The sequence below is a fragment of the Enterobacter sp. BRE11 genome (genome assembly GCF_031844285.1).
Taxonomy (GTDB): domain Bacteria; phylum Pseudomonadota; class Gammaproteobacteria; order Enterobacterales; family Enterobacteriaceae; genus Pantoea.
In genome coordinates, this window is the sequence record NZ_JAUZUX010000010.1 from 30,666 (window position 1) to 42,187 (window position 11,522).

Here is an 11,522-nt window from a genome sequence, read left to right on the forward strand (position 1 = left end):
GCTTTTGGTTTACACTGCGTGGCACTACCGTTTACAGGGAAAGCAAGATGTTGCGATATCTGAATCAATGTTCGCGCGGTCGCGCCGCCTGGCTGCTGCTGGCGTTAACGGCGCTGGCGCTGGAGCTGACGGCGTTGTGGTTCCAGCATGTGGTGGGCCTGAAGCCGTGCGTCATGTGCATCTATGAACGCTGCGCGCTGTTTGGCGTCATGGGCGCGGGCATCGTCGGCGCCATCGCGCCTAAATCGCCGCTGCGCTGGGCTGGCCTGGCTATCTGGATCTACAGCGCCTGGGAAGGGCTGCGCCTCTCGTATGAACATACGATGATCCAGCTTCATCCTAATCCCTTTACCACCTGCGATTTTGCCGCGCGTTTCCCGACCTGGCTGCCGCTGGACAAGTGGCTGCCGTCGGTGTTTGTCGCCAGCGGGGATTGCGCCGAACGCAGCTGGACCTTCCTGACGCTGAGCATGCCGCAATGGATGATTGTGGTGTTTGCCGCCTACCTGATCGTGGCCGTCGCAGTAGTGATTGCGCAGCTGTTTAAGCCAAAACGCCGCGAGATTTTCTCCCGCTAAAAAAAAGGCTGCCCTGGCAGCCTTTTTATCGCTTATCCGTTGCGGTCGGGACGATCGATAATATGGTCTTCCCAGTCGCGCACTTCGCTTTCCCGCACGGCGATATAGCGCACCGAAATACGCTGCGCGTGCATCGCCGACTTTGATCCGCTCACCAGCGGGTGCCACGCCGGTAATCCTTTTCCCTCGCCCAGCAGGCGATAGGCGCAGGTACGCGGCAGCCAGTTAAACTGCGTCAGGTTCTCACGCGTCAACTTGATGCAGTCCTCTTCATATTCGAAGCGGCGCGCATAATTGCGGCACTGGCAGGTTTTAATATTAAGCTGGTTACAGGCGACGTTGGTGAAATAAATCTCATCGGTATCGGCGTCCTGCAGCTTATTCAGGCAGCACTGGCCGCAACCATCGCACAAGGATTCCCACTCGTCGTCGTTCATTTGATCGAGGCGTTTCGTCTGCCAGAAAGGAAGTTCACTCATGATGATTGCGTCCGGATTAATCACAAAACCGCACCTTATATCGGGTCAGGCGCGGTGTTGCAAGCTTTACAGCACGCGCGTGCTGATGCCGTGGCCTGCCAGCGACACGTCCAACCTGTCGCCCGAGCGCAGCGGACCCACCCCTTCCGGCGTGCCGGTTAGCACCACATCGCCCGCGCGCAGGGTGAAATACTGGCTCATATGGGCGATAAGCGGCAGAATTTTATGGATCATATCGGACGTTCTGCCGAGCTGACGTACCTCGCCGTTTACCACCAGCTTCAGCTCGGCATCCTGCGGATCGCCTGGAAACTCCGCTGAGGGAATAAAGCCGGAGAGCGGGCAGGCATTATCGAAGCCCTTTGATTTTTCCCACGGCTGGCCCGCCTTTTTGAACCCAGCCTGCAAATCGCGCAGCGTCAGATCCAGCGCCACGCCGTAACCGGCAATCGCTTTCGCCACGTGATCTTCGCTCGCCTGCTTAAGCGTGGCACCGATCAACACGGCCAGCTCCACCTCGTGATGCACTTCACCAAAGACAGAGGGAAGGGAGAGCGGCTGACGCAGATCGCAGATGGCGGTTTCCGGTTTGATAAACACCACCGGCTCAGCTGGCGTGGCGCTGCCCATCTCCTTAATGTGTTTCGCATAGTTGCTGCCGACGCAGACCACTTTGTTAACCGGAAAATCCAACAAGGCGCCCTGCCAGTTACGATGCTGATACATGCTAATCCCCTGCTCTGGTTTATGTGTTGCCAGCGACGCCGGCACGTTGATGTTTGCGGTTCAGCGGATCTTTAGCCCGCCGTGACGGCCATAATAAGACGCTTTAGCAAAGATTAGTGTGCGTAAATTGTCAAAAAAGCGTGAATATATGCTGCCGAGGCGGTGAATTTATCGCCAGCAAGCGGGCAATAAAGAATAATGAACAGTAAAAGGCGCGGTCATCGCGCCATTATTTTGCTGGAAATCGTTATATATAATTATGCTGAAGAAGCAGGAAGCACTGATTATATTTACAGATGAATCTGAATTAATCTTTTTTTGCCGCCGCAAGATGAACTTTCAGCAAACTTTCAACCGGCGGCGGGATTTGTAAATAATAGCCCTGATCGATAAGCGCCTGTTTAACTTTATCGATGTCGGCGTTGGCCAGACGATCGCGTCCGTCCAGCTTCAGCACCATCGCCAGCTGCGGCTTGCCGAAGCCGCGCAGCAGCTCCTCAGGCACACGGGAAAAATCGTCCTTTTTTTCAACATAAAGATAAGTCTGGTCACGGGTGGGGCTTCGATAGATCACACAAAACATATTTTTTACTCGAATAAACCTGGATGGTGGCTTGCCTGGAAATAACAGTAACTATAACATGCTTGCAGAACTTCGAATATTCACCGGATGGACTGAAATGATGATTTTATCGACGTTTGTTCGCCGGGCGAGAAAACAGGACTGAGTGGGACAGATGTCACAAACGCCAATCGAATTCAAAGGTAGCAGTTTTACCCTGTCTGTTGTTCATCTGCACCATCCCGAACCTGAAGTGATTCGCAAGGCGCTTCAGGACAAAATCGATCAGGCGCCGGATTTCTTAAAAAACGCGCCGGTCGTCCTTAACGTGGCGACGCTTAACGGCAACGTCAACTGGAAACAGCTGCAGCAGGCGATCGCCGCGACCGGATTGCGCATCGTTGGGGTCAGCGGCTGTAAAGACGAGGCGCTGAAACGCATGATCGCCCGCGCCGGCCTGCCGGTGCTGGCGGAAGGTAAAGAGAGCGTGCGGCGCAATGAAACCCCAGCGCCAGCGGCGCAGCCTGCCGCGCCCGCTGAACCGGTAGCGAGCAAAACGCGCATTGTCACCACGCCGGTGCGTTCCGGGCAGCAGATCTACGCGCGTAACGCCGATCTGATTGTCACCAACAGCGTGAGTGCCGGCGCCGAACTGGTTGCCGACGGCAACATTCATATTTACGGCATGATGCGAGGACGCGCGCTGGCGGGTGCCGGTGGCGATCGCAACAGCCAGATTTTCTGTACCAACCTGGCAGCAGAGTTGGTCTCCATCGCCGGTGAGTACTGGATCATGGATCAAATCCCGGCGGAATTTTTTGGTAAAGCCGCGCGCCTTAGCCTCGAAGAGGGCGCGCTGACTATCCAGACACTTAATTAGGCCCCTTTTCTTCTGTTAAGGAAATCAATATTTATGGCACGCATTATTGTAGTTACATCCGGTAAAGGGGGCGTTGGCAAGACCACGTCAAGCGCGGCCATCGCCACCGGTTTAGCGCAAAAAGGCAAAAAAACGGTCGTCATCGATTTCGATATTGGCCTGCGTAACCTGGACCTGATCATGGGCTGCGAACGCCGCGTGGTTTACGACTTCGTTAACGTTATCCAGGGCGATGCCACGCTGAATCAGGCGCTGATCAAAGACAAGCGCACCGAGATGCTGCATATCCTGCCCGCCTCCCAGACGCGCGATAAAGACGCGCTGACCCGCGAAGGCGTGGAAAAAGTCCTCAACGATCTGGCGGCGATGGATTTCGACTTTATCGTCTGCGACTCCCCGGCAGGCATTGAGACCGGCGCGCTGATGGCGCTCTACTTTGCCGATGAAGCGATTATCACCACCAACCCGGAAGTATCGTCGGTGCGTGACTCTGACCGTATTCTCGGAATTATCGCCTCTAAATCTCGCCGCGCCGAAAACAGTCAGGAGCCGGTTAAAGAGCACCTGCTGCTGACCCGTTATAACCCTGGCCGCGTTAATCGTGGCGACATGCTGAGCATGGAAGATGTGCTTGAGATCCTGCGCATTCCGCTGGTGGGCGTCATCCCGGAAGACCAGTCGGTGCTGCGCGCCTCTAACCAGGGCGAACCAGTGATCCTCGACACGAATTCCGATGCCGGCAAAGCCTATGCTGATACCGTAGATCGGTTACTCGGCGAAGAACGTCCCTTCCGCTTTATTGAAGAAGAGAAGAAGGGTTTCCTGAAACGCCTGTTCGGGGGATAAACCATGGCATTACTCGATTTCTTTTTATCCCGGAAGAAGAACACTGCCAACATAGCCAAGGAAAGGCTGCAGATTATCGTGGCAGAACGCAGAAGGGGCGACAGTGAGCCCCACTATCTTCCACAGCTTAAGCGCGACATTCTGGAAGTGATTTGTAAATATGTGAAGATCGATCCAGATATGGTCACCGTTCAGCTTGATCAGAAAGGCGATGATATCTCCATTCTGGAACTGAACGTGACGCTACCTGAAACGGAAGAAGCGGCCAAATGACGGTGTCGGTTTCCTGATATTCCCCTGCTGTTGAGCAGGGGAATGTTTTCAATCAGTACTGCGCCAGAATCGCCTCAATGCGGGTTTTAAACAGATCGCCGCGCCAGCCTGCCAGCAGCTCCGGCACGCGCGTTTGCGGCTTGAGTCCCCAGTACTGGCTCAATACCTGATTGATCTGACGGCGCGACGCCAGCAGCTCCTGGCTGAAGCCGCTCTCCTCACTGACTTCCTGCACCAGCGCCTTAATCGCCTTGAATACGTTTTTATAATGCGGATGATCCACCAGATTGCCCAGCGGCGGCGGCAGCGCCTCTTCCGGCAGTGCCTGCGCTTCAGCCACCAGCGCCACCAGGGTTTTGCCGTGGAAGCGAATTTCATGGCCTGACAGGCCAAGATGATCCAGCTCGCCCATGGAGCCCGGCATAAAGCGCGCCACCTTCCACAGGTTCTCTTCGCGCACCACAAAATTGACCGCCATATCTTTTTCGCGCGCCAGGTTCAGACGCCACGCGGCCAGCAGCCGCAGCGCCGCCAGCTGGCGCGGACGCAGCTGCCAGGCGTTGGTGATGTCGCGCCAGGCATCCTGCGGCTGCAGAATATCAAGACGTCGCTGGCAGAGCTGGTCGCATTCGCTGAGTGCCGCGGCCATATTGCCCGCCGCCTCGGTCAGGGTCATCAGCTGCTGCGCGATTGGCAGCAGATAGTGCACGTCCGCCGCAGCATAGTCGCACTGACGCTGCGTCAGCGGGCGCGCCAGCCAGTCGGTGCGCGATTCGCTCTTGTCCAGCGTGACCTGGGTGAAATGCGCCACCATCGCGGCAAAGCCCCAGGAGAGCGGCTGGCCGCTGAAGGCCGCCAGAATCTGCGTATCGATCATCGGCTGCGGCAGCACGCCAAAACGGTGCAGAAAAACCTCGAGATCTTCGCCGCCCGCGTGAAGAAACTTTGTCACCTGCGTGTCGCTCAGCAGCGCGATAAACGGCGACCAGTCACTGATGGTCAGCGGATCGATCAGCACCAGCTGTTCGCCATCAAATAGCTGAATCAGCCCCAGCTGTGGGTAATAGGTGCGGGTGCGGACGAACTCGGTGTCGAGCGCGACGGCCGCATGCTGGCGGGCCTTCTGGCAGACAACGGCCAGCTGCTCATTTTGGTCGATCAGGGAATAATTCAAATCTCATTTTCACCGCGACAGACTGCGCGCGGCGCTCCATCTCATCATCAATAAAAACGCCGGGCTTCGCCGGCGTTCAACCAGAAATCTTGCCTGACATCAGCGTCAGCGTGTGCCGGATCGGGCCTCATCACGCAGTTCGCGCCGCAGGATTTTCCCGACGTTGCTTTTCGGCAACTCGTCGCGGAACTCAATAATTTTCGGGACTTTATAGCCCGTCAGCTGACGCCGACAGTGGTCGAGCAGCTCTTCTTTGGTCAGCGACGCCTCTTTCTTCACGATGCAGACTTTAACCGCTTCGCCCGAGAGATCGCTCGGCACGCCAATCGCCGCTGCTTCCCGCACTTTGGGATGCTGCATCAAGACATCTTCAATCTCGTTGGGATAGACGTTAAAACCTGAGACGAGGATCATATCTTTTTTGCGGTCCACAATGCGAATAAAGCCTTGCGGGTCAACGGTAACAATATCGCCGCTGAGGAGCCAGCCATTTTTCAGCACCTCTTCGGTGGCGTCCGGCCGCTGCCAGTAGCCCGCCATCACCTGCGGGCCGCGGATCCAGAGCTCGCCCGGCACCCCAGGTTCAACATCGTTGCCCTGCTCGTTCACCACGCGCACGTCGGTAGAAGGCACCGGCAGGCCGATGCTGCCGGTATGCTCGATGATGTCGTAGGGATTAACCGACACCAGCGGCGAACACTCTGTCAGGCCATACCCTTCCAGCAGGTAGTGGCCGGTGAGCTTTTCCCAGCGCTCCGCCACCGCTTTCTGCACCGCCATGCCGCCGCCCGCCGACAGGCGCAGCGTGGAAAAGTCGAGTTTATTAAACTGCGCGTCGTTCAGCAGCGCGTTAAACAGCGTGTTGACGCCGGTGATCGCCGTAAAGGGAAACTTCGACAGCGACTTTACGAAGCCGGGTATATCGCGGGGGTTGGTGATCAACAGGTTCTGCCCACCCAGCTCAAGAAACAGCAGGCAGTTCACCGTTAGCGCGAAAATATGGTAGAGCGGCAGCGCGGTCACGACGCTCTCTTTACCGTCGCGCAGCAGTTTGCCGTAGGTCGCCCTGGTCTGTTCGAGGTTGGCCTGCATGTTGCGGTGGGTCAGCATCGCCCCTTTTGCGATGCCGGTGGTGCCGCCGGTATACTGCAAAAACGCCAGGTCGTCGTTAGTCACGCTGGGGCGCTGGTAGGCCAGCGTTTCGCCCTGCTGGAGCGCATGACGAAAGCTCACCGCGCCGGGCAGATGGTATTTCGGCACCATCTTTTTAATATATTTCACCACGAAGTTCACCAGCGTGGCCTTTACCGGCCTGAGCTGATCGCCAAGGCGCGTCAGGATTACGTGCTTCACCGCCGTCTCCGCCACTACTTTCTCTAGCGTATGCGCGAAGTTCGAGACGATAAGAATGGCGCTGGCTCCGCTATCATTGAGCTGGTGCTTGAGTTCACGCGGTGTATAAAGCGGATTAACGTTGACCACGACCATGCCCGCGCGCAGCACGCCGAACAGCGCCACCGGGTATTGCAGCAGATTCGGCATCATCAGCGCAACGCGATCGCCTTTTTTTAGCCCCAGTCCGGACTGCAGGTAAGCGGCGAAGGCGCGGCTCTTTTGCTCCAGCTGCCGATAGCTCAGCGGCTGCCCCATATAGATAAAAGCGGTTTGATCGGCGTAACGCTGCGTCGCCTGTTCAACTAAATCGACCAAAGAGGTATAACGATCCGCGTTAATTTCGGCGGGCACATCTGCCGGATAGCGTTTCAGCCAGACCTTATTCAAGGGTTCACCTCGATTAATATGTTGTTGTTCCATTGCACCCTCAACACCCAGCCAATTAACAATATTTTAACTCATTGTACCAGTTTGCCGGATTCGGCCTGCTGAGGTTGCGAAGCGCATCACTAATTTTCACCCCGCTTTTCAGCGGCAATAAAAAACCCGGTCGCGACAGGCGCGGCCGGGCCTGAAATATTGTCTGTTACACCTATTCCGTCAGAATCGTTTCCACCTGCGCCGGGCCACTATTCATGCCCCAGTAAGGGTTAGGTCCCCAGTAGCCGGGATGGCGACGCGTCGGGCCATACCAGATCCAGGGATCGATCGGCTGCGGCGGCGTATTGATCTGCTGCGTCAGATGCCAGCGCTGATAGCCGCGCACGTCCACCACAACAAAATTGTAGCTGGCCGCGCCGATGGTGCCCTTCTCCGTTCCCTTGATGTTGCCCAGCACGGTAACGTACTGGTTGTTCACATCGGTGGGATCGACGAAGTTATTAATGTCGGCGTATATACGCCCGACGGAAGCGGCGCCTAAACGCGGCCGCGCGCTGTCGTCCAGCGGCTGCGTGGCGATCTCCAGCCGGGTTTTGCCGTTAAGGTTGGTGACCTTAACCACTTTGCCGCCGAAGCGCGACTCCTGACCGACATAGAGCGACGGATCGTTCATCACGCGCACCAAATCCTGCTGGGGAAGCTCGGAACTTCCCTTGATTGCATCCGGCACCGTGACGCACCCGCTGAGCAGCAGCGTGTAGGCTAACAAAACCCCGGACATTCCTTTATGACATAGTGACATAGGCATTCTCCTAAAAGATGTTTGTTAGACTGGCGCGGTGGCAATAAGTTGCGCCTCAGGTTCTCAGCGGCCAGGCAATTTTTTCCACGCCACCTCGTTACGCAAATAGGTCGGTTCCGCATGCTCGGGCTGAACGGTCGCACCACGCTGCCACGCCTGCTGCGCCAGCGGCAGCATATCTTCCGCAGCGGGCAGTTCCACGCCGCTCTCTCTGAGGATCAAGGCGTGGCCCTGCTGCAGCTGCGGCCAGGCCTGCCAGCCGGTGCCAGCGATAAACCACTCGCCCTCCAGCGCCTGCATGCGCGCCAGCGCCGCCTCCGGCGACAGCACGCATTCACTCGCCTCACCCTGCCAGACGCCGTGTTCGTCGCGCTGATATTCGGCCCAGTAAACCTCGCCCATGCGTGCGTCAATCGCCGCCAGCACGCGCGTCGCGCCCTGCTGGCGATACGCGCCCTGCGCCAGCGTCGCCAGCGTGGAGATGCCGATCATCGGCAGCATGGCGCCGAGCGCGAGGCCCTGCGCGATGCCGATGCCGATACGCACGCCGGTAAAGCTGCCGGGACCGCGGCCGAACGCCAGCGCGTCAAGCGCCGTCAGCGCCAGCTGCTGCGCCTGCAGCAGCTCTTCGATTAGCGGCAGAATACGCTGCGTATGGTCGCGCGGCGCGATTTCAAAACGGGCATCGATCTGCTGCTGATTAAGCAGCGCGGCTGAACAGGCTTCTGTCGCAGTGTCCAGCGCCAGGATTCGGGAAGACATAACAACCTCGGGTCATTTAAAACGGCGCGCATGTTAGCACAGCCGAAGGAAAATTACTGTTTTGCCTGCTGCGTGAAGGCGATGGCGCGCGCCAGATCGCGGGTGCGCGGCGTCGGCGGCAGACTGTTGAGAAACAGCGCGCCGTAGGGACGGGACACCAGCCGCTGATCGCAAATCACCAGCACGCCGCGATCGTCCGTGTCACGGATCAGACGTCCTACCCCCTGCTTCAGGGTAATCACCGCGTCCGGCAGCTGTACGTCGCTAAAAGGATCGCCGCCGCGCAGGCGACAATCTTCCATACGCGCCTTCAGCAGCGGGTCTTCCGGCGAGGTAAAGGGCAGCTTGTCAATAATCACCAGCGACAGCGCATCGCCACGCACGTCGACCCCCTCCCAGAAGCTGCTGGTGGCCACCAGCAGCGCGTTGCCCGCCTCGATAAACTGTCGCAGCAGCTGGCCTTTGCTGGTTTCACCCTGCACCAGCACCGGCAGCGTCATGCTGGCGCGGAACTCCGCCGCCAGTTCGCGCATCATCAGGTGCGAGGTACAGAGAAAGAAGCAGCGGCCTTTATTGGCGTCGATCAGCGGCTTCATCATGCGCGCCAGCTGCCGCGCGCCGCCGGGCCGGTTCGGCTCCGGCAGATTGCGCGGCACACAGAGCAGCGCCTGGCGGCTGAAATCAAACGGGCTGTTGAGGATCAGGGTCTTTGCGCTGCTGACGCCCAGGCGGTCTGCGAAGTGGTGCATCTCTTCATTGACCGCCAGCGTCGCGGAGGTAAAAATCCACGCCGCCTTGCGCGCATCCATCACCTCCCGGAAGCGCTCCGCGACCGAGAGCGGCGTCAAGGCGAGGGTAAAGTGGCGCGAGGTGCATTCGTACCAGTAGCTGTAGCCGGGTTCATTAATCGCGCGCAGGCGTTTGAGGCGTCCACGGTAGAGCGCGGCGCGCTCAAAGGCTGCGTCCAGCAGCGCCGAGCGCCCCAGCGACATTTTTATCACGTCGTAGCAAAGCTCGAGCGCATCGTCGAGCAGCGTAAACATGCGCTGCACATTGTTGTCTGCAAAGAGTTCGCGCAGATTGCCGCGATAGCCCGGATCGCCCAGCGTCAGGCGGAAATCCTGCGCGCACTGCGCGAGGCGGTCTGCTGATTTCTGCAGCTGCTGCACGTCGCGCACTTCGGTGCGGTAGGCAATAGTGATATCTTTCGCCAGGTCGAGCAGCTGGCGGCTGGAGAGCTGCTGGCCGAAGTACTGACTGGCGATATCGGGGATTTGGTGCGCCTCATCGAAGATCATCACGTCCGCTTCCGGGATCAGCTCTGCGAAGCCGCTCTCCTTGACCACCAGATCGGCAAGAAACAGATGATGGTTAACCACCACCACGTCGGCATCCATCGCGCGCTTGCGCGCTTTGACCACGAAGCAATCTTTATAGAGCGGGCAGTCGCTGCCGAGACAGTTGTCGTTGGTGCTGGTTACCAGCGGCCAGATGGGACTGTCTTCGGTGACGCCGCCGCAGCTGCTGATATCGCCGTCAACGGTTTGCGACGACCAGCCGCGCAGCGTCACCAGATCGCCCAGCGCCTGGGCGTTAAGATCGCCACCCGCCATCGACTGCTGCTCCAGCCGCTCCAGACAGAGGTAGTTGGAGCGCCCTTTCAGCAAGGCAGTTTTACCGGTGAAATTTAACGCCTTTGCGATGGTCGGCAGATCGCGGCCGTAGAGCTGATCCTGCAGCGCCTTCGAGCCGGTTGAGACAATCACTTTTTTTCCGGCGCGCAGCGCGGGCGCCAGATAGGCGTAGGTTTTTCCCGTGCCCGTTCCCGCTTCGACGACCAGTTCACCGCCAGCCTTCACCGCCTCTTCTACTGCCTGCGCCATTTCACGCTGCGCCTCGCGCGGCTTAAAGCCGGCAATCGCCTGCGCCAGCGCGCCATCTACTGCAAAATCGTCCGCCACACTTCCTCACCCGTTTCGGCAAAAACACTGTAATTATGTCAGTATTCCACCAGCGGCTCCACAACTGATGACAGCGCCCCCTGGACTATGCCAGGCTATCAGCTGGAAAAATAAGGAGAAACAATGACCATTACCCGTATCGATCCCGAACATCGTATGTCTGAAGCCGTTATCCACGATCAAACGGTTTATTACACCAGCGTGCCGGAAAACCTCGACGCCGACGCTGAGGCGCAGACCGCCAACGCGCTGGCGGTGATTGACGCGCTGCTGACGCGCGTCGGTTCGGATAAAAGCAAGATCCTCGACGCCACGATTTTTTTGGTGGAAAAAGAGGATTTTGCGGCGATGAACCGCGCCTGGAACGCGTGGGTATCGCCCGGCAATGCGCCGGTGCGCTGCACCGTTCAGGCCGGGCTGATGAACCCCAAATATAAAGTTGAGATTAAAATCATCGCGGCGCTATAGGCAACAGGGCCGCGCCGGGCGTTACTCTTCATCCTCGTCATCTTCGAAGCGCGCCCGGATCTGCTCGCCCGTATGGGTCTGACGGATCTCCTGCGCGACCTGCGTAATCGCCTCTCCGCTGGACATGCCGCCCGCCATTAGCTCCTGAATACGCTCCACCGCCTGCTGCTGCTGCTCGTGGGAGAGTGCCGGTAAACCTTTAAACATTCTTCACTCCTGGTTGCAAGGCGGGCAG

14 protein-coding genes are annotated in these 11,522 nt (G+C 58.1%); 5 read left to right on the forward strand and 9 right to left on the reverse strand.

Annotated elements, in window-relative coordinates; genetic code table 11:
- The first annotated feature begins 47 nt into the window (after positions 1 to 47).
- Positions 48 to 578, forward strand: a complete 531-nt coding sequence (gene dsbB, locus Q9R34_RS11875) for a disulfide bond formation protein DsbB (RefSeq protein ID WP_485893907.1) — start codon at positions 48 to 50, stop codon at positions 576 to 578.
- 32 nt (positions 579 to 610) lie between these two features.
- Here dsbB and Q9R34_RS11880 read toward each other — a convergent pair whose 3' ends face one another.
- From Q9R34_RS11880 to Q9R34_RS11890, 3 genes are all read right to left on the reverse strand, one after another.
- Positions 611 to 1,057 (reverse strand): YcgN family cysteine cluster protein, encoded by a 447-nt coding sequence (locus Q9R34_RS11880; RefSeq protein WP_434123198.1) that lies wholly within the window; start codon positions 1,055 to 1,057, stop codon positions 611 to 613.
- A gap of 66 nt (positions 1,058 to 1,123) precedes the next feature.
- Positions 1,124 to 1,783 (reverse strand): fumarylacetoacetate hydrolase family protein, encoded by a 660-nt coding sequence (locus Q9R34_RS11885; protein ID WP_485893909.1) that lies wholly within the window; start codon positions 1,781 to 1,783, stop codon positions 1,124 to 1,126.
- A gap of 307 nt (positions 1,784 to 2,090) precedes the next feature.
- Positions 2,091 to 2,366: a YcgL domain-containing protein gene (locus tag Q9R34_RS11890; protein WP_485893911.1), complete on the reverse strand. Its 276-nt coding sequence runs from the start codon at positions 2,364 to 2,366 to the stop codon at positions 2,091 to 2,093.
- Between the two features lie 154 nt (positions 2,367 to 2,520).
- Between Q9R34_RS11890 and minC the strand changes: the two genes are divergently transcribed.
- From minC to minE, 3 genes are read left to right on the forward strand one after another with little or no spacing between them, the layout of a single operon-like run.
- Positions 2,521 to 3,225: a septum site-determining protein MinC gene (minC, locus tag Q9R34_RS11895; RefSeq protein WP_434123194.1), complete on the forward strand. Its 705-nt coding sequence runs from the start codon at positions 2,521 to 2,523 to the stop codon at positions 3,223 to 3,225.
- A 33-nt stretch (positions 3,226 to 3,258) separates the two neighbouring features.
- Positions 3,259 to 4,071 carry a septum site-determining protein MinD gene (gene minD, locus Q9R34_RS11900; RefSeq protein ID WP_033746633.1) on the forward strand — a complete coding sequence of 271 codons (813 nt, stop codon included), beginning with the start codon at positions 3,259 to 3,261 and terminating at the stop codon, positions 4,069 to 4,071.
- A 3-nt stretch (positions 4,072 to 4,074) separates the two neighbouring features.
- The gene (minE, locus tag Q9R34_RS11905) at positions 4,075 to 4,344 is read left to right on the forward strand and encodes a cell division topological specificity factor MinE (RefSeq protein WP_033746630.1); all 270 of its coding nucleotides are present in this window, start codon (positions 4,075 to 4,077) and stop codon (positions 4,342 to 4,344) included.
- Positions 4,345 to 4,396: 52 nt separating this feature from the next.
- On the opposite strand, the gene rnd is transcribed toward minE, so the two are convergent.
- From rnd to yoaA, 5 genes are all read right to left on the reverse strand, one after another.
- Entirely contained in the window at positions 4,397 to 5,518 is a 1,122-nt protein-coding gene (gene rnd, locus Q9R34_RS11910) for a ribonuclease D (RefSeq protein ID WP_485893913.1), read from the reverse strand.
- Positions 5,519 to 5,623: 105 nt separating this feature from the next.
- Complete coding sequence (gene fadD, locus Q9R34_RS11915) at positions 5,624 to 7,300, reverse strand: long-chain-fatty-acid--CoA ligase FadD (RefSeq protein WP_485893915.1); 1,677 nt, start codon at positions 7,298 to 7,300, stop codon at positions 5,624 to 5,626.
- A 205-nt stretch (positions 7,301 to 7,505) separates the two neighbouring features.
- Positions 7,506 to 8,096: a Slp family lipoprotein gene (locus Q9R34_RS11920; protein ID WP_485893917.1), complete on the reverse strand. Its 591-nt coding sequence runs from the start codon at positions 8,094 to 8,096 to the stop codon at positions 7,506 to 7,508.
- Between the two features lie 63 nt (positions 8,097 to 8,159).
- Positions 8,160 to 8,858 carry a tRNA (adenosine(37)-N6)-threonylcarbamoyltransferase complex dimerization subunit type 1 TsaB gene (tsaB, locus tag Q9R34_RS11925; protein WP_434123188.1) on the reverse strand — a complete coding sequence of 233 codons (699 nt, stop codon included), beginning with the start codon at positions 8,856 to 8,858 and terminating at the stop codon, positions 8,160 to 8,162.
- A gap of 53 nt (positions 8,859 to 8,911) precedes the next feature.
- Positions 8,912 to 10,819: a DNA repair helicase YoaA gene (yoaA, locus tag Q9R34_RS11930; RefSeq protein WP_485893919.1), complete on the reverse strand. Its 1,908-nt coding sequence runs from the start codon at positions 10,817 to 10,819 to the stop codon at positions 8,912 to 8,914.
- 123 nt (positions 10,820 to 10,942) lie between these two features.
- Between yoaA and Q9R34_RS11935 the strand changes: the two genes are divergently transcribed.
- Entirely contained in the window at positions 10,943 to 11,287 is a 345-nt protein-coding gene (locus Q9R34_RS11935; RefSeq protein WP_485893921.1) for a RidA family protein, read from the forward strand.
- Between the two features lie 21 nt (positions 11,288 to 11,308).
- On the opposite strand, the gene Q9R34_RS11940 is transcribed toward Q9R34_RS11935, so the two are convergent.
- Complete coding sequence (locus Q9R34_RS11940; protein ID WP_485893923.1) at positions 11,309 to 11,494, reverse strand: YoaH family protein; 186 nt, start codon at positions 11,492 to 11,494, stop codon at positions 11,309 to 11,311.
- Between the last annotated feature and the right edge of the window lie 28 nt (positions 11,495 to 11,522).